This window comes from Bacteroides sp. AM16-13 (assembly GCF_003602705.1).
Taxonomy (GTDB): Bacteria; Bacteroidota; Bacteroidia; order Bacteroidales; family Bacteroidaceae; genus Bacteroides; species Bacteroides xylanisolvens.
On sequence record NZ_QTLK01000032.1, the window covers coordinates 14,081 to 37,150 of the forward strand.

General features: G+C 39.8%; 16 protein-coding genes, 1 tRNA gene and 1 pseudogene. 13 read left to right on the top strand and 5 right to left on the bottom strand.

The features are described from left to right. Complete coding sequence (upp, locus tag DW173_RS20655) at nucleotides 1–654, bottom strand: uracil phosphoribosyltransferase (protein ID WP_009038948.1); 654 nt, start codon at nucleotides 652–654, stop codon at nucleotides 1–3. A gap of 280 nt (nucleotides 655–934) precedes the next feature. Here upp and pckA point away from each other — a divergent pair, with 280 nt between their 5' ends. The 5 genes from pckA to DW173_RS20685 all read left to right on the top strand — a co-directional run bounded on the left by pckA (nucleotide 935) and on the right by DW173_RS20685 (nucleotide 7,720). Further along, on the top strand, nucleotides 935–2,542 hold the full coding sequence (gene pckA / locus DW173_RS20660) for a phosphoenolpyruvate carboxykinase (ATP) (protein WP_004317539.1): 1,608 nt from the start codon (nucleotides 935–937) through the stop codon (nucleotides 2,540–2,542). Nucleotides 2,543–2,692: 150 nt separating this feature from the next. Next, complete coding sequence (locus DW173_RS20670; RefSeq protein WP_117811545.1) at nucleotides 2,693–4,000, top strand: MutS-related protein; 1,308 nt, start codon at nucleotides 2,693–2,695, stop codon at nucleotides 3,998–4,000. A 117-nt stretch (nucleotides 4,001–4,117) separates the two neighbouring features. Next, the gene (locus DW173_RS20675; protein ID WP_120145131.1) at nucleotides 4,118–6,610 is read left to right on the top strand and encodes a glycosyl hydrolase family 95 catalytic domain-containing protein; all 2,493 of its coding nucleotides are present in this window, start codon (nucleotides 4,118–4,120) and stop codon (nucleotides 6,608–6,610) included. Between the two features lie 31 nt (nucleotides 6,611–6,641). Then, nucleotides 6,642–7,199: a chromate transporter gene (locus DW173_RS20680; protein WP_004317546.1), complete on the top strand. Its 558-nt coding sequence runs from the start codon at nucleotides 6,642–6,644 to the stop codon at nucleotides 7,197–7,199. Further along, nucleotides 7,196–7,720 carry a chromate transporter gene (locus tag DW173_RS20685; RefSeq protein ID WP_004317547.1) on the top strand — a complete coding sequence of 175 codons (525 nt, stop codon included), beginning with the start codon at nucleotides 7,196–7,198 and terminating at the stop codon, nucleotides 7,718–7,720. Before DW173_RS20680 ends, DW173_RS20685 begins: the two co-directional genes overlap by 4 nt. A gap of 90 nt (nucleotides 7,721–7,810) precedes the next feature. Here the strand turns inward: DW173_RS20685 and typA are convergent, their stop codons facing one another. Further along, nucleotides 7,811–9,610 (bottom strand): translational GTPase TypA, encoded by a 1,800-nt coding sequence (typA, locus tag DW173_RS20690; RefSeq protein WP_004317549.1) that lies wholly within the window; start codon nucleotides 9,608–9,610, stop codon nucleotides 7,811–7,813. A gap of 155 nt (nucleotides 9,611–9,765) precedes the next feature. Here typA and rpsO point away from each other — a divergent pair, with 155 nt between their 5' ends. From rpsO to DW173_RS20705, 3 genes are all read left to right on the top strand, one after another. After that, on the top strand, nucleotides 9,766–10,035 hold the full coding sequence (gene rpsO / locus DW173_RS20695) for a 30S ribosomal protein S15 (protein ID WP_004296393.1): 270 nt from the start codon (nucleotides 9,766–9,768) through the stop codon (nucleotides 10,033–10,035). 185 nt (nucleotides 10,036–10,220) lie between these two features. Next, on the top strand, nucleotides 10,221–10,796 hold the full coding sequence (locus DW173_RS20700) for a helix-turn-helix domain-containing protein (RefSeq protein WP_009038953.1): 576 nt from the start codon (nucleotides 10,221–10,223) through the stop codon (nucleotides 10,794–10,796). Between the two features lie 35 nt (nucleotides 10,797–10,831). After that, nucleotides 10,832–12,481, top strand: a complete 1,650-nt coding sequence (locus DW173_RS20705; RefSeq protein WP_120145132.1) for an AMP-binding protein — start codon at nucleotides 10,832–10,834, stop codon at nucleotides 12,479–12,481. 147 nt (nucleotides 12,482–12,628) lie between these two features. Here the strand turns inward: DW173_RS20705 and DW173_RS20710 are convergent, their stop codons facing one another. Then, complete coding sequence (locus DW173_RS20710) at nucleotides 12,629–13,711, bottom strand: mannose-1-phosphate guanylyltransferase (RefSeq protein ID WP_004310696.1); 1,083 nt, start codon at nucleotides 13,709–13,711, stop codon at nucleotides 12,629–12,631. Between the two features lie 164 nt (nucleotides 13,712–13,875). Between DW173_RS20710 and DW173_RS20715 the strand changes: the two genes are divergently transcribed. Further along, nucleotides 13,876–13,959 (top strand) — tRNA-Leu (locus tag DW173_RS20715). A 65-nt stretch (nucleotides 13,960–14,024) separates the two neighbouring features. On the opposite strand, the pseudogene DW173_RS24430 reads toward DW173_RS20715, so the two are convergent. After that, nucleotides 14,025–14,972 (bottom strand): annotated as a pseudogene (locus DW173_RS24430) (hypothetical protein); the annotation flags it as partial. A 278-nt stretch (nucleotides 14,973–15,250) separates the two neighbouring features. On the opposite strand from DW173_RS24430, the gene DW173_RS20725 reads away from it, so the two are divergent. Continuing rightward, nucleotides 15,251–15,595, top strand: a complete 345-nt coding sequence (locus DW173_RS20725; protein ID WP_008776923.1) for a hypothetical protein — start codon at nucleotides 15,251–15,253, stop codon at nucleotides 15,593–15,595. Nucleotides 15,596–15,966: 371 nt separating this feature from the next. Here the strand turns inward: DW173_RS20725 and DW173_RS20730 are convergent, their stop codons facing one another. Continuing rightward, nucleotides 15,967–18,075 (bottom strand): BT4734/BF3469 family protein, encoded by a 2,109-nt coding sequence (locus DW173_RS20730; RefSeq protein WP_004323779.1) that lies wholly within the window; start codon nucleotides 18,073–18,075, stop codon nucleotides 15,967–15,969. 1,239 nt (nucleotides 18,076–19,314) lie between these two features. Here DW173_RS20730 and DW173_RS23865 point away from each other — a divergent pair. The 3 genes from DW173_RS23865 (at nucleotide 19,315) to DW173_RS20740 (ending at nucleotide 23,053) form a co-directional block, all read left to right on the top strand. After that, on the top strand, nucleotides 19,315–19,491 hold the full coding sequence (locus tag DW173_RS23865; RefSeq protein ID WP_153882610.1) for a hypothetical protein: 177 nt from the start codon (nucleotides 19,315–19,317) through the stop codon (nucleotides 19,489–19,491). Between the two features lie 49 nt (nucleotides 19,492–19,540). Further along, entirely contained in the window at nucleotides 19,541–19,888 is a 348-nt protein-coding gene (locus tag DW173_RS20735; RefSeq protein WP_147393844.1) for a hypothetical protein, read from the top strand. A gap of 102 nt (nucleotides 19,889–19,990) precedes the next feature. After that, complete coding sequence (locus DW173_RS20740; RefSeq protein ID WP_117809629.1) at nucleotides 19,991–23,053, top strand: virulence factor SrfB; 3,063 nt, start codon at nucleotides 19,991–19,993, stop codon at nucleotides 23,051–23,053. Nucleotides 23,054–23,070: the final 17 nt, after the last annotated feature.

Genomic DNA, 23,070 nt, shown 5'->3' on the forward strand with positions numbered 1-23,070 from the left:
TTATTCTTTTTCACCATAGGCAAGATCGCCCGCATCGCCCAGTCCCGGAACAATGTAAGAATGTTCGTTGAGTTCGGGATCGATGGCTGCGCACCAGATTGTTGTCTTGTCTTCAGGAAATACATTCTTTATATGGTCGATAGCCTTTTGGCTGGCGATAATCGAAGCAACATGAATTTCGGCAGGGTGTCCTTTGGTCAGCATTGCTTGGTAACTAAGTTCCATACTCCCCCCAGTTGCCAGCATAGGATCGGTGATAATCAGCGTTTTGTCATCAATGCGGGGAGAAGCGATATATTCTATGTGTATATCGAATTTTAGCGTATCTTTATATTTACGATAAGCGGAAACAAACGCATTCTCCGCCCTGTCGAAATAGCTAAGGAAACCTTGATGGAAAGGCAGACCAGCACGCAGGATCGTACTGATTACTAAATTGTTGTCCGGTGTACTGACCGGAGCGATTCCCAGTGGTGTCTGGATGTTCTTTACCGAGTATTTAAACTCTTTACTCATTTCATAAGCCATGATTTCTCCGATCCGTTCGATGTTACGGCGGAAACGCAGGCGGTCGTTCTGAACTTCTACATTTCTAATTTCGGATATGTACTGGTTTAGAATCGAATTAGTTTGGCCAAAATCAATTACTTTCATATTATATTTTAATCAAATTTTAATCTCATTTTCATAGTATTGATAACATACTGGCTTGCAAAGTAAACGATAATCTTTCAAATTGCAATATTCAGTTTGCAGATATTGTTAGGAATTTATAAAAGAGTTTCAATTAGGGAAAAATTTCTCTAATACCTTCTTCCTTTCCAAAGAAAGTATTACTTTTGTAGCCGGATTTACAAGGGGGTATCCAAAGCTCCCCATGTTAAGGTGAAAAGAGATAGAAAACAAAATACCAATTTTAATTAATTCAAAGAAAATGGCAAATTTAGATTTAAGCAAGTACGGCATCACAGGTGTGACTGAGATTTTGCACAATCCGTCTTATGATGTTTTGTTCGCTGAGGAAACAAAACCGAGTCTGGAAGGCTTTGAAAAAGGTCAAGTTACTGAATTAGGCGCTGTGAATGTAATGACAGGTATCTACACCGGTCGTTCTCCTAAAGATAAATTCTTCGTTAAGAATGAAGCTTCTGCTGATTCTGTATGGTGGACTTCCGAAGAATATAAAAACGATAACAAACCATGTACTGAAGAAGCTTGGGCTGACTTGAAAGCTAAAGCTGTAAAACAACTTTCCGGCAAACGTTTGTTCGTTGTTGATACTTTCTGTGGTGCTAACGAAGCTACTCGTATGAAAGTACGTTTCATCATGGAAGTAGCTTGGCAGGCTCATTTCGTAACTAACATGTTCATTCGCCCGACTGCTGAAGAACTTGCTAACTACGGAGAACCTGATTTCGTATGTTTCAACGCTTCTAAAGCAAAAGTTGACAACTACAAAGAACTGGGCTTGAACTCTGAAACTGCTACAGTATTCAACCTGAAGACTAAAGAACAAGTAATCCTGAATACTTGGTACGGTGGTGAAATGAAGAAAGGTATGTTCTCTATCATGAACTACATGAACCCGCTTCGTGGTATCGCTTCTATGCACTGCTCTGCTAACACTGATATGGAAGGAACTAGCTCTGCTATCTTCTTCGGATTGTCTGGTACAGGTAAGACTACTTTGTCTACTGACCCGAAACGTAAATTGATCGGTGACGACGAACACGGATGGGATAACGAAGGTGTATTCAACTACGAAGGTGGTTGCTACGCTAAGGTTATCAACTTGGATAAAGAAAGCGAACCAGATATCTACAATGCTATCAAACGTGACGCTTTACTTGAAAACGTAACTGTTGACGCTAACGGTAAGATTGATTTCACTGACAAGAGCGTGACTGAAAACACTCGTGTTTCTTATCCTATCTATCACATCGAAAACATCGTTAAACCGGTTTCTAAAGGTCCTCACGCAAAACAAGTTATCTTCTTGTCGGCTGATGCGTTCGGTGTATTGCCTCCAGTATCTATCCTGAACCCGGAACAGGCTCAATACTACTTCTTATCTGGATTTACAGCTAAATTGGCTGGTACGGAACGTGGTATCACTGAACCGACTCCGACATTCTCTGCTTGCTTCGGTGCTGCTTTCTTGTCATTGCACCCGACTAAATATGCAGAAGAACTGGTTAAGAAGATGGAGATGACTGGTGCTAAAGCATACTTGGTGAACACTGGATGGAATGGTTCTGGTAAACGTATCTCTATCAAAGATACTCGTGGTATTATCGACGCTATCCTTGACGGTTCTATCGACAAAGCTCCTACTAAGGTTATTCCTTTCTTCGATTTTGTTGTTCCTACAGAACTTCCGGGTGTTGATCCGAAGATCCTTGACCCACGCGACACTTACGAATGTGCTTGCCAATGGGAAGAAAAAGCTAAAGATTTGGCTGGACGTTTCATCAAGAACTTCGCTAAATTTACTGGTAACGAAGCTGGTAAGGCTTTGGTTGCTGCTGGTCCGAAACTCTAATTGGAGAATCAGATATAATATGGAAGGCGGTTCGATTTCGAACCGCCTTTTTTATTGCTATACTGTGTCTTTCTATGAAAAGGAATACTGTCTGTTTAGTTTTTTTTCCTATATTTGTCAAAACGAGACTATTTACTTTTAAAGACAGCTATGACGTATCTGGATACAGACAAACAGACCTATGCGGATTTAAGCATAACGGAGACTGCAAACAATGAGCAGTTTCTTTTCTCTTTGTTTTCTAAAACAGAAACGAAAGAAGGAAAATCATTGATGATGAACTGGGTTATGTATCCGCTAAGTGATTTGGATATGATCCGCAAAAGGCAGGAGGCTGTTGCGTGGGATGCTTTACCTGAACTTCTTTTGAATGAAGAAGAACTGGATTTTATTGAATATTATCTGGCTTATCGCGACCAGATCAGGGAAGCACACGTCTTACTGTCATGTGCTACTGTCATAGATCGCCTGTTGAGATATGATTCAACCCGTTATGTTATTTGTCGGGGAGTGAAATTGGTAATACATTTGCTGCATTGTTTGGAGAGGTGGGCGAAAGAATTGGATGAGGATGCCCCACAATTGATGAAGGAGTCAGCCCGTATGGTGAATGATATTTTGTCCGGAAGTGAATTAGGTGAAGTCTTGGAACAGACTTCTGGCGAAGAAAGGCGGCTATCTAATTATACGATAGATAAATACGATTATCTATTTCGCTGTACCCGTTTGTTGTCTTTGAAAGAATTATTATCAGTTTTGTATTTATTGGATGTCTGTCGGACAGCTCATCGGGTAGCGAAAGAGAAAAATTTCTGTTGTACACCGAAAGTGGTGGAAACAATGGATTTTTCGGTTGAGGATGTAGTTCATCCTTTTGTGAAAAATGTACGGAAGAATAGCTGGGTGATGTCCCGGGGAAATATCAGTATTTTTACGGGTTCTAACATGGCGGGAAAGTCAACCACTTTAAAAGCACTGACTTTGGCTGTCTGGCTGGCGCATTGCGGACTGCCTGTCCCGGTGAAGTCAATGGTTTGTCCTCTTTACGAAGGTATTTATACTTCTATTAACTTGCCGGACTCTTTACGTGACGGGCGAAGCCATTTCATGGCAGAGGTTCTTCGTATAAAAGAAGTGATGCAAAAAGCGCTTACAGGAAAACGTTGTTTGGTCGTCTTGGATGAAATGTTTCGCGGAACTAACGCTAAGGATGCTTTTGAGGCTTCTCTTGCAGTCAATGAATTATTGAAAAGATTCTCATGTTGCCATTTCCTTATATCAACTCATATTCTGGAGTATGCGAAAGCATTTGAAAAAGATCCTGCCTGTTGTTTTTATTATATGGAAGCGGAAATTATTGACGATGCATTTGTTTGTCATCATCGGCTATTGCAGGGGATTTCGGAGGCTAGGGTAGGATATTGGGTCGTGAAAAAACTACTGGCCGGTTTGATATAGTTTCACCTTATTATTGTGCCCATTAAGACGGTATTTTATTTTTATTAAAGGCATATTTTGATTACTTTTGTACAAACTATATACGAGAGAATAATCTTGAATAATAATGCGACAACCATGAAGAAACTCTATTTCTTTCTTATCTGCTCTTTGTTTCTTGTCTCCGGACTTTACGCGGGTGAAACTGATTATACCCAAGGACTTTCCATCTGGTTTGATACTCCCAATACTTTGCAGGGGTATGCCGTGTGGTATGGGGGAAGACCGGATCTGTGGAAAGGTGGTGATAAACCGGAAACAGCAGGAAATGCAGGTCATAATCCGGATCCCGCTTGGGAATCGCAATCATTACCGATAGGGAATGGTAGTTTAGGTGCGAATATCATGGGGTCGGTGGAAGCTGAACGTATTACCTTTAACGAAAAAACGCTTTGGCGTGGCGGTCCGAATACAGCGAAAGGGGCGGACTATTATTGGAATGTCAATAAACAGTCGGCTCATCTTTTGGATGAAATACGTAAGGCATTTACGGAAGGAAATCAGGAAAAGGCTGAAATGCTGACACGTCAAAACTTCAACAGTGAGGTGTCTTATGATGCTGACGGAGAAACACCTTTCCGTTTCGGCAGTTTTACTACCATGGGAGAGTTTTATGTAGAAACGGGATTGAATATTATAGGGATGAGTGACTATAAACGTATCCTTTCTTTGGACTCTGCAATGGCAGTTGTTCAGTTTAAAAAGGATCATGTGGTTTATCAGCGCAATTATTTCATTTCTTATCCTGCCAATGTGATGGTGATGCGTTTCAGTGCGGATCAACCGGGTAAACAAAACTTGGTTTTCAGTTATGCGCCTAATCCGGTGTCTACCGGGAATATGGCTTCTGACGGTAATAAAGGACTGGTGTATTCCGCATCTCTGGACAATAACGGAATGAAATACGTCGTTCGTATTCGGGCGGAGACAAAAGGCGGAACCTTGTCTAATGCAGATGGAAAACTGGCGGTGAAAGGTGCGGATGAAGTAGTGTTTTATATTACGGCTGATACTGATTATAAACCTAACTTTGATCCGGATTTTAAGGATCCGAAGACGTATGTGGGTGTCAATCCGGAAGAAACAACCAAGGAATGGATGAATAACGCAGTGTCACAGAGGTATACTGCTTTGTTTAGTCAGCATTACAATGATTATGCTGCTTTGTTCGATCGGGTTAAATTGAATCTGAATCCGGCGATCAAGGGAAGAAATCTGCCGACTCCCCAGCGGTTGAAAAACTACCGGGCAGGACAGCCGGATTACTATTTGGAAGAATTATATTTTCAATTCGGCCGCTATCTGTTGATTTCAAGTTCCCGTCCGGGCAATATGCCGGCGAATTTGCAGGGTATCTGGCATAATAATGTCGATGGACCGTGGCGTGTGGACTATCATAATAATATCAATATTCAGATGAATTATTGGCCGGCATGCTCCACCAACCTGAATGAATGTATGCTTCCATTGGTCGATTTCATTCGTACGCTGGTAAAACCGGGCGAAAAGACCGCGAAATCTTATTTCGGTGCCAGAGGATGGACGGCATCTATTTCCGGCAATATATTCGGATTTACCACTCCGTTGGAAAGTCAGGATATGTCGTGGAACTTCAATCCTATGGCAGGTCCCTGGCTGGCTACTCATATCTGGGAGTATTATGATTATACAAGAGATCTTACATTCCTGAAAGAAACGGGTTATGAGTTGATAAAAAGTAGTGCGGACTTTGCTGTCGATTATTTGTGGCATAAACCGGATGGAACATATACGGCTGCTCCATCTACTTCGCCGGAGCATGGCCCTATCGATCAGGGTGCTACCTTTGTGCATGCCGTTGTACGTGAGATTTTGCTGGATGCAATCGAGGCGAGTAAAGTGTTGGGCGTAGATAAGAAAGAACGTAAGCAGTGGGAGCATGTGCTTGCCAATCTCGTTCCTTATAAAATAGGGCGGTATGGTCAGTTGATGGAATGGTCGGTAGATATTGATGATCCGAAAGACGAGCATCGGCATGTGAATCATTTGTTCGGACTGCATCCGGGGCATACGGTTTCTCCGGTCACCACTCCCGAACTGGCGAAAGCTGCTAAAGTAGTACTGGTGCATCGTGGTGATGGGGCTACCGGTTGGAGCATGGGCTGGAAGTTGAATCAATGGGCGCGTTTGCATGATGGTAATCATGCTTATACCTTGTTTGGCAATTTGTTGAAGAACGGTACGCTGGATAATTTGTGGGATACACATTCGCCTTTCCAGATTGACGGAAACTTTGGCGGAACAGCTGGTATTACCGAGATGTTGCTTCAAAGTCATATGGGTTTTATTCAGTTGCTGCCTGCTTTGCCGGATGCATGGAAGGGTGGGGCTGTCAGTGGTATCTGTGCAAAGGGGAATTTTGAAGTGGATATGGTTTGGGAGAATAATCAGCTGAAAGAAGCTGTGGTTCATTCCAATGCGGGAGGAAACTGTGTGATAAAGTATGCTGATAAGACTCTTTCTTTTAAAACAGTGAAGGGGCGTAGCTATCGGGTTGAATATGATGTGACTAAAGGACTTATTAGACAGTAAATAGAAAATATCGGAAAATTAGAAAGTAGGAATGGTATTAGAGTATTTGAAATTGTTCGTGACGTTTGCGAAGATTGGAATGTTTACTATTGGTGGCGGTTATGCCATGATTCCGTTAATTGAACGGGAGATCGTTGCCAAACAGTGGATGAGTAAGGAAGAATTCATGGAGATGTTTGCCTTGACGCAGTCACTACCGGGTGTGTTTGCTGTGAATATTTCTATTTTTGTAGGATATAAGTTGTATAAAGTGGGCGGGAGCCTGGTATGTGCTTTGGCTACGATTCTTCCCTCCTTTGTTATTATGATGCTGATAGCCATGTTTTTTGCACGGTTTCAAGATAATGAGGTGATGATTCGTATCTTTAATGGAATACGTCCTGCCGTGGTAGCGTTGATTTTGTTTCCTTGTATTTCTGCTGTAAGAGCTCTGAAACTGAAATACCTTCAGTTAGTTGCTCCTGCCATAGCTACTCTTTTGATTTGGCAGTTTGGACTGTCTCCTATTTATATTGTATTGGCAGGAATTCTGGGAGGATTGGTATATACATTGTGGTTGAAAGAAAAAATAATGAATAAAGAGGTATGATATATTTGCAATTACTTTGGGTGTATCTTAAAATAGGTATGTTCGGTTTTGGAGGTGGATATGCGATGCTTTCCCTTATTCAACATGAGATAGTGGATATTCATCATTGGCTGACTCCTCAACAGTTTACGGATGTGGTGGCGATTTCGCAAATGACTCCGGGGCCGATTGGTATCAATAGTGCTACTTATGTAGGGTATGCGGTAACGCAAAGCGTGTGGGGAGCGGTGCTGGCTACGGTAGCGGTTTGTTTACCTTCTTTTATTCTGGTGTTGCTCATTTCTTATTTCTTTGCGAAGTGCAAGGATAACAAGTATATTAAGGCGGCTATGTCCGGACTGCTACCTATGTCGGTTGCTTTGATTGCTTCGGCTGCATTGCTTATGATGAATAGAGAAAATTTTATGGACTATAAAAGTATCGGTATTTTTGCGGCAGCCTTTTTGGTTACATGGAAATGGAATCTTCACCCTATCCTGTTGATTTGTCTGGCGGGTGTGGTAGGATTGTTGTTGTATTAGTAATACGTGCCATACTGCAGAAAAAAATAAAATCCCGGTAAAACACAGCGTTTCACCGGGATTTCTATTATGATATTAATGAAAGAATGGTTAGTTCTTGTTGGCACGTTTACGTTCGATTTCGTCCAAAATCACTTTACGCATACGCATTGCCTTTGGAGTAACTTCTACATATTCGTCTTCCTTAATATATTCCAATGCTTCTTCAAGTGAGAACTGGATAGGCGGAATCAGACGTACTTTGTCATCCGAACCGGAAGCACGCATATTCGTCAGCTTCTTCGATTTGGTTACGTTGATAACCAAGTCGTTGTCATGAGAGTGCTCGCCTACTACCTGTCCTGCATAGACTTCGTCCTGCGGGAAAATAAAGAACTTACCGCGATCCTGTAATTTGTCGATGGCGTAAGCAAAAGCTGTTCCGCTTTCCATAGCAATCATAGAACCATTGGTACGACGTTCAATTTCTCCTTTGTGCGGCTGATATTCTTTGAAACGGTGTGCCATAATGGCTTCACCGGCAGAGGCCGTCAGTACATTGGTACGCAAACCGATGATACCGCGTGAAGGCATATTGAATTCAAGATTGATGCGTTCGCCTGTATTTTCCATCTTTACCATTTCACCTTTACGGCGGGTAACCATATCAATAATTTTGCTGGAATATTCTTCCGGTACGTTGATGGTCAACTCTTCAATCGGTTCGCATTTCACACCGTCGATTTCTCTGAAGATAACCTGTGGCTGACCTACCTGCAATTCATATCCTTCGCGACGCATTGTTTCAATCAATACAGAAAGGTGGAGTACACCACGGCCGGAAACAATCCATTTACCGTCTTCTTCACTCTTTCTTACGCGGAGAGCCAGGTTCTTGTCGAGTTCCTTCATCAGACGGTCGTGGATGTGGCGTGAAGTCACAAACTTACCATCCTTACCGAAGAAAGGAGAATCGTTGATAGCAAACAACATACTCATGGTCGGTTCGTCAATTGCGATGGGTGGCAGTGCTTCCGGACTTTCGAAATCACAAACTGTATCTCCAATCTCGAATCCGTCAATACCTACCAGCGCGCAGATGTCACCGGAAGAAACCTCATTTGTTTTCACACGGCCTAAACCTTCGAAAACATGGAGTTCTTTAATTTTGCTCTTGAACATATCGCCGTTACGTTTCACAAGCGTTATATTCATACCTTCTTTTAATGTACCACGATGTACGCGACCTACGGCAATACGACCGGTATAAGAAGAATAATCCAGAGAAGTAATCAACATCTGGGGAGTACCTTCCAACTGTTGCGGTGCCGGAATGTTTTCGACGATACAATCCAGTAGCGGAGTGATGCTGTCAGTTTGTTGTTGCCAGTCGGTGCTCATCCAGTTGTTTTTGGCGGAACCGTAAATCACGGGGAAGTCCAACTGATCTTCCGTTGCGTTCAAGCTGAACATCAAGTCGAAAACCATCTCGTAAACTTCTTCCGGGCGGCAGTTAGGTTTATCTACCTTATTAACTACCACAATGGGTTTCAAACCGATTTCGAGCGCTTTTTGCAGTACGAAACGAGTCTGTGGCATCGGACCTTCGAAGGCATCTACCAACAGAATACAGCCATCGGCCATATTCAATACACGTTCTACTTCACCACCGAAGTCGCTGTGTCCCGGAGTATCAATAATATTAATTTTTGTACCGTTGTAATTGATGGATACGTTTTTGGAGAGAATCGTTATACCACGTTCACGTTCCAAATCGTTGTTATCCAGGATAAGTTCACCACTATTTTGGTTGCTGCGGAATAAATTTCCGGCCAATAGCATCTTGTCAACCAGCGTTGTTTTCCCATGGTCAACATGGGCAATGATTGCAATGTTTCGAATATTTTGCATATAATACCTATTATTTGGCTGCAAAGGTACGAAAATAGGATTAGAAATATGCGCAATGATAGCAATTTTTTCTTGTAAATCGTTGTGTGATATAAAGATAATGCCTATCTTTGCACGCTCAAAAGAATAATTTATCAATTAAAATTCTAAGAATTATGTATTTAGACGCTGCTAAAAAGCAAGAAATCTTCGGAAAGTACGGAAAGTCTAACACTGACACCGGCTCAGCTGAGGCCCAAGTGGCATTGTTTTCCTACCGTATTTCTCACCTGACTGAGCACATGAAGCTCAACAGAAAAGATTATAGTACTGAAAGAGCGTTAACAATGTTGGTAGGTAAGCGTCGTCGCTTACTCGACTACCTGAAAGCAAGAGATATCGAAAGATATCGTGCTATTGTTAAAGAGCTCGGTTTGCGTAAGTAATCTACTTGTCGCGAAAAGATTTAAAGCCGTTCTTCATGATAGAGGAGCGGCTTTTTTTAGTTTCTTCTTTTTCTTCCTGATAATCGTATTTTCTTTAGTTATAATTGTATTCATATAAAGATTTTGCTATTTTTGCAGCTTAATTATTATAATTTATCACCTTTGATAACTAAAATGCTTTCAAAATGGATACAAGTAAGATTGTTGGCGAGAAAATTAAAGCCCTCCGCGAAGATAAATCAATAAGCATAGAAGAGTTGGCGCAACGTTCAGGTTTGGCTATCGAACAGGTTGAACGTATTGAGAATAACATTGATATACCTTCTCTCGCACCGCTGATTAAGATTGCGCGTGTGTTGGGAGTACGTCTGGGTACTTTCCTCGACGATCAGGATGAAGTCGGACCGGTGGTTTGTCGTAAGAAAGAAGCCAAAGATGCGATTAGTTTTTCCAATAATGCGATTCACTCTCGCAAACACATGGAATATCACTCGTTGTCCAAGTCAAAGGCGGACCGTCACATGGAACCGTTTATTATCGATGTGATGCCGACGCAAGATACCGACTTCGTGCTTTCTTCTCATGAAGGAGAAGAGTTCATCATGGTTATGGAAGGTATCATGGAAATCAGCTATGGCAAGAACACTTATCTGCTGGAAGAGGGTGATAGCATTTATTATGATTCCATTGTTCCTCATCATGTACATGCTTATGAGGGACAGGCTGCAAAAATCCTGGCAGTAGTTTACACACCGATTTAATGAAATAGTAGGAACCAAGACTTAAGTATAATTACATGCAATTATTTGATCGTACTTTGGGGCAGTGGCTGGAACACTGGGCTGAAGAGACTCCCGATAAGGAATATATCGTATATTCCGACCGAAATCTCCGTTTTACCTGGAGTCAGTTGAACCGTCGTGTGGATGATATGGCAAAAGGGCTTATTGCCATTGGTGTGGAACGTGGTACTCATGTGGGTATCTGGGCGGCTAATGTTCCCGATTGGTTGACATTGCTATATGCCTGCGCGAAGATTGGTGCGGTATATGTTACAGTGAATACGAACTACAAGCAATCGGAGTTGGAATATCTTTGTCAGAACTCGGATATGCATACGCTTTGTATTGTGAATGGTGAGAAGGATAGTGATTTTGTGCAGATGACATACACGATGCTTCCTGAATTGAAGACTTGTGAGCGTGGACATTTAAAGAGCGAACGCTTTCCATATATGCGAAATGTAGTATATATAGGTCAGGAAAAACATCGTGGTATGTATAATACAGCGGAGATCCTGCTGTTGGGAGATAATGTGGAAGATGACCGTTTGAACGAACTAAAAAGCAAAGTGGATTGTCACGATGTAGTAAATATGCAATATACATCGGGCACTACCGGCTTCCCGAAAGGGGTGATGTTGACACATTATAATATCACCAATAATGGATTTCTGACTGGTGAACACATGAAGTTCACGGCAGATGACAAACTTTGTTGTTGCGTTCCGTTGTTCCATTGTTTTGGGGTAGTATTGGCTACCATGAACTGTCTGACTCATGGTTGTACACAAGTGATGGTAGAACGTTTCGACCCGTTGGTTGTGCTGGCCTCTATTCATAAAGAACGTTGTACGGCTCTTTACGGAGTGCCGACTATGTTTATTGCTGAATTGCATCATCCGATGTTCGATCTCTTTGATATGTCTTGTCTTCGTACAGGTATTATGGCAGGTTCTCTGTGTCCTGTCGAACTGATGAAGCAGGTGGAAGAGAAGATGTATATGAAGGTGACCAGCGTCTACGGATTGACAGAAGCCGCTCCCGGTATGACGGCCACCCGTATTGATGATCCGTTCGATGTACGTTGTAATACGGTAGGACATGATTTTGAATTTACGGAGGTGAAAGTGATTGATCCTGAAACAGGTGAAGAATGTCCGGTTGGTGTTCAAGGTGAAATGTGTAACCGTGGTTATAATACCATGAAAGGATATTATAAGAATCCGGAAGCAACGGCGGAAGTGCTTGATGAAAACAACTTCTTGCATTCCGGCGACTTGGGTATTAAGGATGAAGATGGAAATTATCGGATTACCGGACGTATCAAAGATATGATTATTCGTGGTGGCGAGAATATTTATCCGCGCGAAATAGAAGAGTTTCTTTATAAGCTTGATGGAGTGAAAGATGTTCAAGTAGCTGGTATTCCTTCTAAAAAGTATGGTGAGGCAGTCGGAGCATTTATTATTTTGCAGGAAGGAGTACAAATGCAGGAAGCCGATGTACGTGATTTCTGCAGAAATAAGATATCCCGTTATAAGATTCCGAAATATATTTTCTTTGTGAATGAATTCCCGATGACGGGTAGTGGAAAGATTCAGAAGTTCAGATTGAAAGATCTGGGACTGCAACTTTGCAAGGAGCAGGGAATAGAGATTATTTAGAAACTCATGATTATTTAAAGACACACAAAGTTTTTCGATTATAAACAGTGAACGGTGAACTCTCTGCAATCAATTATGCGGTTTGTTCACCGTTCACTATTTGTATGGTCTTATCCGGTTTTGGCTCCGGCGTCAGGTTGCGTGTTATTAAATGAAATCATCGCCCAGTTGCATTTGGGCGTCGTTTACATATTTACGGATGGCATGTTCTTCATCTTTGCGGCAAATCAAAAGAACGTTGTCCGATTCGGCTATCAGAAATCCTTCCAGTCCATCGATAACGGCCAGTTTGCCTTTCGGAAGTACTACCATATTATCTTTACTGTTATATATAAGTGAATGGCACTTCAGCGTAACATTGCCTTCCGGGTCTCTTTCCGATAAATCATAAAGTGATCCCCAAGTTCCAAGATCGGACCAGCCAAAATCTCCTAATGATACATACACATTATCCGCTTTCTCCATAATGCCGAAGTCGATGGATACATTAGGACATGCTGGGAAGTTTTCTTCGATGAATGCTTTCTCCTTGTCGGTGGCATAAATATCTTTTCCCGGTGCCAGTTTGGAAGCTAATTCAGGCAGTAAATCTTCACTTGCTTTGATGATTGTATTTACATTCCACATAAATAGGCCGGAATTCCAATAAAATTCTCCGCTCTCTACGAATACTTTAGCTAATTCCAGTTCCGGTTTCTCTGTGAATGTTTTTACTTTATAGAAGTTTTCTCCTGCGGGTTCGTCTATTTGTATATATCCGTACCCTGTTTCCGGGCGATTGGGTTTAATACCTAATGTCAGTAGCTTTTCCGAGCGTGAAACAAAATCAAGTCCTTTTTCGATAGCGGCAAGAAACTCATCCTCTTTTAAAATTAAATGGTCTGAAGGAGCGACTACGATATTGGCGTTCGGGTTCAGTGCCCGGATGTGGTAAGCGGCCCATGCTATACACGGAGCGGTATTTCGTCTTGCGGGTTCCAGCAGAATCTGTTCTTCGTTCACTTCGGGCAATTGTTCCTTCACTAAGTCCGCATACATTGCATTGGTAACGATGAAAATATTTTCTGTTGGGATAACCTTTTGGAACCGGTCGAAAGTCTGTTGTAAAAGTGAACGGCCCGTTCCGAAGAAATCTAAGAATTGTTTGGGCAATGTTTTGCGGCTAAACGGCCAGAAGCGGCTTCCAATGCCGCCACCCATAATCACGCAATAATTATCCTGGTTTGTCATGATAGTGACTCTATTTTAAAGTTTCTGCTAATGTACGGTTTATTCTCTGAATAGAGAAGTGTTTAAGATATGTTTTATTATTTTTTTCTCCTTTTTTTTGCCAAACTATTGTGGAATCAAAATAATGTCGTATCTTTGCACCGCAATTGAGAAATCAAGTATGCGCCCAGATGGCGGAATCGGTAGACGCGCTGGTCTCAAACACCAGTGGATTCACTTCCATCCCGGTTCGACCCCGGGTCTGGGTACTGAAGCGGAGAAAGTAGAAATACTTTCTCCGCTTTTCTTTTCTACTCCTCGTAACTCGTTGGTCATACCGAAATTCGCACTCATATTCATAGTGAGAGTGGTTGGTGATGGTTATTTTTACTTCTGTAGTTGATAGCGGATAATGATCGTGTTCTGTTTCTATAGAAAGCGAAGCGGGACTTATGTCCTCTCCAGTCGGAATGTCACGGGGAATAGGTCGCAATGTGACGGAGTTCGTTTGCGATGATTGGTTGGTTTTCTTAGGTAACACTGTATAAAGCCCTTGCTCGTCTTTTATTATCTTATATTTTCCCGATTCCAGCCACGTATTCCAATCCTTAAAAAGGTCGGTGATAAATAGGTATAAATCTTCGGAAATATATATTTCTGTACCTGACTTTAAGTCGCATGCCAACTGACCATTTACGACAGACAGATGTTTCTGGGCTCTTTGTAAGGCTTTCAAATAGACAACCTGATTAAATGCGTAATCTTTATTGAAACCTCGTCCCGTGAATAAATCTATTGCAGCATACGACATCGTCCCTCTTGTCTTCAGGAAAGTAGTGTCGGTTATAGACGTCTTGTAGCTATTAGCTTCTTCCCACATCTTTCTTTTTTCCTGTTCTCTGAATTTCTGCACAATCTCGCTCACTTTATCTTGTTCGCTTGTTTCTCTGTGAGATTTTAGGCTGTCATTATCTTGTAATTCGTCATAAAGAGGTAAAGCAAAAAAAGTGTTATTGTCCTTTTCAAACTGTTCTATGATACATGGGATAATTTTCTTACCCATAGCTTTTAGCTCTTTGAATTGGGGTAAAATGGTGTAAGCACGGGTACTTGAACTTAATTGTACTTTGGGATTGTTGTGTATTTCTTTTTCCCAGGCATTAAATAAACTGTCAAATTTGGCTATATCCTCTTTTGTCAAAATATCACTTTTTTCTGTATTCTGTTTAATACATCCCGTAGTGATAAAGATAAATGGCAGAATAAAGAAAAGTGTTCTCATCGTTTTAATTATTAATCGGTTTTGTAATAGGTTTGCATAAGGGTATGTCAAGCTTTTGATCTGTTTCCTGCAAATATAAAAATAATATTTCTAAACCGATAAACTGGATGCTGCTGTTTTTTTACCGGATAAGAAAACGTTTATTCGTTTTTCGATGTGATACTAGCTGCCCTTTGATAAATAATGTGAAAAAACAGTTTTAACCTCATCATCGAATTAACTTTCACCCATTTGTGAGGTCTAACATACATAACTTATTTAATATGAGAATTAAAATGATGAGAAAGCAAATTTTAAGTTTGGCAGTTGCGTTATTGATTGGCTCAACTGTATGTATGGCTCAAAATCGTCAGAATGGAAAGGCTGATAGAGAGAAACGTATGGAACAGATTGTTGCCGATCTGGGCTTGAATGAAAAACAGGCCAAAGATTTCAAAGCTGCAATGGAAGAAATGAGACCTGCGAAAAATAAATCGAATGAAAGACCTACGCGGGAAGAAATGCAAAAGAAAAGGCAGGAAATAGATGCTAAAATAAAAAGCATTCTGACCGATGAACAATATAAGAAATACCAGGATATGCGTAAGAAGGATAACGCGAAGAAAAAGAAAAAAGCAAAATAAGTACTATTCGTTTAGTCTAAACCTGTCAAACGGAGAATCGTAAAAGGTAATCTGTTATGACGCTATACTTATTTTCGGTTCTTTCATAAATAATTTATTTAATCTACATGACTATTTTCGTTCTACTAAAGTTGAATGCAGGCTCCATTTAAATGAGTCTATTTTTCAATTTAAGTAGAACGAAAATTAGTTAGACGATGTTTCGTCTTATATCTATACTCCCTCCACTAAAGCTTTTTTTCATGCTTTTATCTTTCAATCTTTCACCTTCTGCTGAAACTCCCTGTCTATGGTAGTTGTACGTTGGTGATAGATGTAAAATGATCTGTCACTGATCTGTCATCTTTCACTGGATATTTTTTATTGCAAATTTATCCTCTTCCCGGCTTGATTCGTATTACTTTGTAGAAATTACCGCGTTTCGTATGCAAAGAAGGTATTTTGTTCTTTTGTAATATTCTTCCGAACTGGACAATACTGCAGATAGATACATGAATCTTGCTGTCATGTTGTAGTTGTTGCAGTATTTCAATGGCAAGGAGTTGCTCGCATTCTTCTCCTTCTTTTGCCCCTCGGAAATATTCGTGAAACAACTGTTCGGCAACCGGCATGACTTGAAATTCCTGATTATTCTCCGTCATGACATTTTCATCTTCCGTGTTGAACCAATATCGCTCTCCTCTATATAAGTCGTGCATGGCTTGTGCATAAAGCTGCTCATAATCAATGGGGGAGCAGTCGATGGGACCGGTCACGTTAATGACGATGTAGCGTCGGCTGCCGGAAGTATCAGTCAGTAGGTCCTTGTGATTGCTTGTCCCAATGAAAGATGCGTATCGGCGCATCTCTTGAGTAGCGGTGCCATGCGGACGCCGGACGTTGACAACCGGTTTTTGAAGAATATGTTTCAGAAATGCCTGCTGGCTCACTCGGTTCTGATCAAATTCATCCATATTGATGAGTGCGAATCTATTTAGAGAAAGTTCGGCATCCCGCTTATTGCTGAAATCAATGCGGTCGGTATAATAAGCCTGTAATTCAGGTGGAAGCAGACTTCGGCAAAAGGTGGATTTTCGGTATGCCTGCGGACCGACCAGTAACGGTACAGTACAATTGGCGTACTTCCGGTCTGTCTGACGCCAGTGGGCTACCATATTCAGAAACCAGCGGTAAAACAAGTCAGGCCAGTGGGTATTGTTGCAAGGAACCCGGGTTGCCAGTTCCCGAATCCGGTCACGTCCGTCCCAATGGATGTCCAGCCTGAAAAGGAAATCTTCAATAGGATTGAAAATAGGGATACGGTCGGAGTCCAGATACCGGACGACGTCTCTGTCCCATAGGTTAAGCCCTTCCAGGCGTGCGTTCATTGCGATGCTGTTCCGTATGCGGTTACTGATGGGGCGGAAACAGAAACAAAATGTGTTTCGTTCGCGGTATTCCGTAACTGTCGTCATCGTATTGTAGCGAAATTCATATCGGCGTTGCATGAATTCTTCCGTTCGAAACTCCAGTTCCTGTTCTGCTGATAAGGGAGATTTCTTTCCGAAACCTTTTTCGCACGTATATACATTCTGTATGGTTTGCCGGATCAGGAATTCTTTATTCTTTGTATAGAAATGGGCGGTGGACCAACGGATCGTCTCTTCTTCCGGTATTCCTGCCTGAAAACAGTTCTTTGCTACCTGAACCAGCAAAGGCTTCAGGTCTTCATCGGAATGAATATGGATTCTTGGCTGTAATTCGCTTAGTGATTGATATGCCTTGTTTAAAGCAGCTTCGAAAAGAGCGGATAATGTGTCGAAACTGTCATATCCCGGAATCAACCGTTTGAATGGAGATGCTTCTGCTTGCACAGCTTCCTTGTAAGTTGTTTCCGAAGGCATTTCCAATGGCTGCCGCATGTAAATCACGGTAGATTCAGGGTTGTAATAAAGTTCCGGGTCATAAGTCTGTCGGCAGAACTGTTCCAGAGCAGGATTCTTCAGTTCGATAGCATAGGAAAGGGCGGGCTGGTATAGGCTGACCGCTTTCCTGTAGGCATTTGCCTGAAATATTTCCGCTTCTTCCCGTTTTTGAGGAAGTGACTTGTCGGGACGTGTGAATCGTATCCATATTTTCACGGAATGTCCTCCGGAACCCATAAAGGCTGCGAATGTATGTGAAAGTTCGGCCGCTTCCTGCTTCACCCGGTTTACTTCCATCCGGTTGGCGAGATGATTCACTTCTATTTGTATAATGCCGTTATATCCGGTCATCTGTATACCGTTGACTGTTTTGCGAAAAGTGGCAGCTGGGACAACTTTGACCAATTTCTTGACGTCGTCCAGTTTGCTGTCCGGTGATGCGTAACGGATGCTCGTGCGTAGGTTGCTGACTGGCTGGGCTTTCGTTTCATGCTTCATCGTTTCTATTTGTATGTTTATGTCCAACGTTCGCATGGTTGTCGTTTCTCCGTTGTCCCGCATCAAAGTAAGTTTCATGATAGATGTGTTTTTGTTTATGTCTCTTTATTTAAAAGGCGAGTAAAGGTATGTTTTATTATTGGACTCTCCAAATATATAATCTACTCTTTATTGGACTCTTCTTATGTACTATCTCTTGCATTGGCTATTAATAGAAAACTTCCTTTCTTTCCTATGCAAAGTTTCTTTTGTCTAATAGAGAAGTTTCTTTTGGCTGTTTGCAATCTATAAATGAAATCTTTGATTATATAAATGCAAGTTCTGTTTTTATAAATGCAACTTTCGTTTATAAAAACGGAACTTGCATTTATAGTTTGAATAGAGTGAGGAATAAGTTTTCTATTAATGAAAAGGAAGTTTATATTTAATGAAAAGGAACTTATCTATTAATAGTTCAGGAAAGAAATAGCTGTTTCTTTGATGTGATAGGTGGTGAAAGATGAAAGATTGGGTGATAGATTGAAAAAGAACTGTCAATGGTTTGAAAGTGCGATAAATAGGATGTTTTATGACTTAAGGTGAAAGATGAAAGATGTAAATAATATATTTGTAACGAATGCTATCTTTTTGTTGTTATAATTTGCAAAATAAAAAATGTCATGATAGACATGTTTTTCGAATCAATAGTACCGCTTTTGGGTTGTTTAGGCATGATTGGGACTTTTGTAATTTTTCCCTGCTATATTATTCGTTATATTTGAGACTTGTAAAGATGATGCAGTGAACTAGAATATGGAAAATATGTTTGTCCTGGTCTCTGAAATCGCCAATGAAAGGACTGCACAAGGACAACATTTTAGCAGCATGATATTTGTATCTGTTAAAAGCTAATACTGATTATCGTGCTGCTTTCTTATTTTATCAGATAAATGAAGAATTTATTTGCATAATTCTTTTTTCGCATTATCTTTGCGAATGATGATAAGTCTAAAGAGACTTATCTGTGTTTAAATGAAATATTAGTTATCGAGCGTAAGCTAGTTCCGGTTCCCTGAAATCGCCAATTGAAAGAACTGCCAGAATGAAGTCAAACGGTCTGTAACTTCTATTATTATAACCTGAATATCTAAACATCTCTCTTTTATCTTGCGTGGATAAAAGTTGGGTGGTATGACTCTTCTTATAATATAACGAAGCGTAGACAAATTTGTTCATTTGTGCAGTGGGTGTTTGGCGATACCTGGGGACGGATGACGATTGGGTCTGCGCTTTTTGCGTTTATATTTCGCTGAATGGTATTTAAAAATTGAATTGTATATGAGTATGAATGAAAAAATTCCAGGATGGGGTATTGTTTTGATACTTGTTTTCTGTATTGGAGCAGGATGGGTGGTCTTTAATAAGTTTGCATCTTCAGGAGTTAACATAACTATAGCTGTTATCATTTCAATAATAGTTGCCATAGCTATTTATGAACAATTAAAATCGTCATAGTATATTTGAGAAAGGTGGCAGTGTGTTTAGAATTTAAAATCTTAGAAGAATGAATACTATAAGAAGAACATTAAAATCTATGTTAGTAGTAATTGTGGTATTGGTGTCAATATCATGTACTCCTGACCATGGTCGTTTTGTGGCTACAATTCAACCTGTATGTTTGCGATATGATAAATATTTATTGGAATGGACATCTATCCAAACAATATTCTATTATGATATATACTGTAAAGACAATTCTTATATAGCTGTCTATCGATCACAAGGAAAAACAGATGATGAGAAAGAATTGGAAGTTAAAGCCAATGTTTTTTATAATCATAATCATCCAACATACGAATATAAATATTGTATTGATGATTACTACTTTAATTTTGATGATTTAGGAAAGTGATAAATGAGAAAGATAAACTGATAGAATTTTAGAAGTTATCGTCTCTTATATTAAAAAGAAGAACTCCTTATTAATTAATTGTATAATTTAGATTAGAATCATATGATATCACTCATTGCCAATATAGGAATTCAAATGTTTACTTTTCCTATAAAATTTGACCCTCAAGATAATGTGAAAATGTTTTTTCATGAATGGCTTGATCCGGAGAAGTTATTTTTGAAATTAGAGTTAGTACAAGATATTTCTACTGAATCCGGTGTTGTATATGTAAAGAAGTATGATTTGTATAATGCCGGTTTTTTATCTGCTGATACTTCGATAACAAAATTAAATTGGGATGAGGTTAGTGCCGAAGGCATTAAACCTTTAAAAATGGACGCTGATATGTGTGAGGGAGTTCGTGGTAATATTTTTAGAATGAACTTCTCTGATAGGAATTGTAAGTTGTCATTTTTTGAGAATGTTTGGCTGCCTATTCCTTATTTTTTGGTAAACGCAAAAAATAGATTTAGGTTTGGGCCATTGAACTGGAGTCGCTTTAAATTAGTTCCTCGTGCTGAAGAGAATGAATATGATGTGATATTAGCATTCGATACACGTAGCTATTATGAAGAGGGAGACGAATATAACGAAGGACCTGTATTTGCAGATAATTATCAAAAAGAATTGACTTTTTCTGTTTGTGAAAATGATTTTCTATTAGCAGATTACTGTGCTGGTGGAAAGCCATGGAGTTATATTGATAATTATTTAATGCAGGTGGTTTATCCTGATGCAACTAAAGTGAATAGAATAAGAGTATCTCAAAATGACTTTAAGTATTCATATATAGCAACGTATATTTATTTAATTAAAAGCATAGTACGACAAAACTTATTTCCTAAAGTCACCTTGTATAAAGATAGAGATGTTACAGTGAAAGATATAGATATGATTATAGATGTCGGAAATTCACGAACAACTGCTCTTCTTGTAGAAGATAATATGAATTTCAATCAGGTACGTCCTTTAGAGTTGATTGATTATACAGATATTATAATGCACAATGAGAATGGGATGCCTCAATTAAAAGTATATAAGGATCCTTTCGATATGCATTTAGCTTTTCGTAAAGCTCAATTTGGGAACATTGGAATAAAGGATAGTTTGCAGTTTGTGTATCCGAGTTTAGTTAGGCTGGGTATTGAGGCAAATAATTTGGCACGAAAAGCTGCCGACTATGAGCTTGGGCGTCAATCTTATTCGACTTACTCGAGTCCTAAGCGGTATTTGTGGGATGATAAAAAACAAAAATATGATTGGGAATTTGTCAGGTTGCCTAATGAGAGCCAAGATGATAGTGTGCTGATTTTACAAGGGATAACTTCACAGTTAAATGCAGATGGATCTATTAATGCAGAGAATAATGGAGGAGTCTTAAAACGTTATCCACGGCGCTCATTGATGACGTTTGCTTTTCTTGAAATGTTTGTTCAAGCACGTTTTCAGATTAATAGTCATGCTTATCGGGAGTTTCGTGGGGAAACTGACTCTCCCCGAAGAATCCGTAGAGTGATTGTCACATGTCCTACAGCGATGTCAAAAATAGAGCGTGAAGCATTGATTAACTCGGCTAAAGATGCGGCACTATTGCTAAAGAATTTTAGTGAAAATAAGGGACCTCAATCAAACAATAGTTTAAATGTTGATGTAATAATAGTACCGAAACTACAGAAGACATCTGATAAATGGTATTACGATGAAGCAACATGTGCTCAATTGGTCTATATGTATGCAGAAATGTCACAACGTTATAATTGTCATTGTGAAGAGTTTTTTCATCTGTATGGTCGAAAGCGTGAAGATGATCTTAATAATTCCTTAATTGTCGGTTCGTTAGATATTGGGGCGGGCACTTCAGATTTGATGATTTGTAAGTATGATTATAAGAATAAAGATATTGTAAAATTAGTACCGTCCCCTTTATTTTATGATAGTTATTATTATGCCGGTGATGATATGCTTAAAATGCTTATTTTAAATCTTATTATTCAAGGCGAACATAGTATGCTTCGTAAGTATTTAAGGAATATATCTTCGGAAGAATATCATAAAAAAATTTATTCCTTTTTTGGCCCTGATCATAACGAACAGTCTTTTACCGATCGATTGTTAAGACGTGATTTTAATTTACAGATTTCGGTTCCCTTAATTTCTTATTTTTTAGAATTATTATCTAAAGGCACAAAACGTTGTGCAGTGAGATATGAGGATGTCTTTTCTCTGAATCAGCCTAGCCCTATTGTACTTGAATCTTTTAAACGACATTTTGGGTTTGATTTCGAACAGATTGAATGGATTTTTGATCCGGATAATGTCAGTGTACTTATAGAACGTGCTTTTGAGCCTCTGTTAAAGAAAATAGCAGCTATAATGTATGCTTACTCTTGCGATATAATAGTACTTTCCGGACGTCCCACTTCCCTTCCTCCGATTGAGAAGATATTTTTGAAATACTATCCGGTGGCACCTAATAGATTAGTATTACTTAATAAATATCATATAGGCACGTGGTATCCTTTTAATGACGGGCTTGGCTATATGACTAGCCCTAAGACAGTTGTTTCTGTAGGAGCTATGATAGGACATTACTCTACGGATTTAGCAAATTTGAAAAACTTTTCTATTGACACTACAGAGTTGGGGAAAAGAATTTGTTCTACAGCTAATTTTCTTTTGAATCCAAACCCTTTGAGTAATAAAGAGCATTTATACATTCTTACACCATCGAAAAAAAATGGAGAGCTTGTAGTTAATTCTCTTCCGGTTTATATCGAAGCAAAACAAATAGATTCGGACTTATATCCTGCCAGAGTATTGTTCTGTATCGACTTTGATGATGTTAAGATAGCGAAATTAATAGAAAGTAAATATGATGATTTGTCCACATCTAAGATTGAAGAATTAGTTGAAGAGCGTAAACACCTATTAAAGCAGAAGTTGCCTTTTACATTTAAGATTGAAAAGGTAGACTCTAATAATGAGAGGGAAAATATTGAAATTTGTGAAGTGAGTAATTCTGAGCAAGAAGATATTACACCTTTTTTTGGCAAGAGATTGACTATACATAGTTTGGGCGTATCAAATTGCTATTGGCTGGATTCTGGTGCTTTTGAATTGTAAAATCTTAATAGTATGGC

Bases quoted from the DNA above. Each gene is read 5' to 3' on its own strand.
- DW173_RS20710 (WP_004310696.1), bottom strand. From the start codon at position 13,711: ATGACAAACCAGGATAATTATTGCGTGATTATGGGTGGCGGCATTGGA.
- rpsO (WP_004296393.1), top strand. From the start codon at position 9,766: ATGTATTTAGACGCTGCTAAAAAGCAAGAAATCTTCGGAAAGTACGGA.
- DW173_RS23865 (WP_153882610.1), top strand. From the start codon at position 19,315: ATGAGTATGAATGAAAAAATTCCAGGATGGGGTATTGTTTTGATACTT.
- DW173_RS20670 (WP_117811545.1), top strand. From the start codon at position 2,693: ATGACGTATCTGGATACAGACAAACAGACCTATGCGGATTTAAGCATA.
- DW173_RS20735 (WP_147393844.1), top strand. From the start codon at position 19,541: ATGAATACTATAAGAAGAACATTAAAATCTATGTTAGTAGTAATTGTG.
- DW173_RS20675 (WP_120145131.1), top strand. From the start codon at position 4,118: ATGAAGAAACTCTATTTCTTTCTTATCTGCTCTTTGTTTCTTGTCTCC.
- DW173_RS20700 (WP_009038953.1), top strand. From the start codon at position 10,221: ATGGATACAAGTAAGATTGTTGGCGAGAAAATTAAAGCCCTCCGCGAA.
- DW173_RS20705 (WP_120145132.1), top strand. From the start codon at position 10,832: ATGCAATTATTTGATCGTACTTTGGGGCAGTGGCTGGAACACTGGGCT.
- DW173_RS20730 (WP_004323779.1), bottom strand. From the start codon at position 18,075: ATGAAACTTACTTTGATGCGGGACAACGGAGAAACGACAACCATGCGA.
- DW173_RS20725 (WP_008776923.1), top strand. From the start codon at position 15,251: ATGAGAAAGCAAATTTTAAGTTTGGCAGTTGCGTTATTGATTGGCTCA.
- upp (WP_009038948.1), bottom strand. From the start codon at position 654: ATGAAAGTAATTGATTTTGGCCAAACTAATTCGATTCTAAACCAGTAC.
- pckA (WP_004317539.1), top strand. From the start codon at position 935: ATGGCAAATTTAGATTTAAGCAAGTACGGCATCACAGGTGTGACTGAG.
- DW173_RS20680 (WP_004317546.1), top strand. From the start codon at position 6,642: ATGGTATTAGAGTATTTGAAATTGTTCGTGACGTTTGCGAAGATTGGA.
- typA (WP_004317549.1), bottom strand. From the start codon at position 9,610: ATGCAAAATATTCGAAACATTGCAATCATTGCCCATGTTGACCATGGG.
- DW173_RS20740 (WP_117809629.1), top strand. From the start codon at position 19,991: ATGATATCACTCATTGCCAATATAGGAATTCAAATGTTTACTTTTCCT.
- DW173_RS20685 (WP_004317547.1), top strand. From the start codon at position 7,196: ATGATATATTTGCAATTACTTTGGGTGTATCTTAAAATAGGTATGTTC.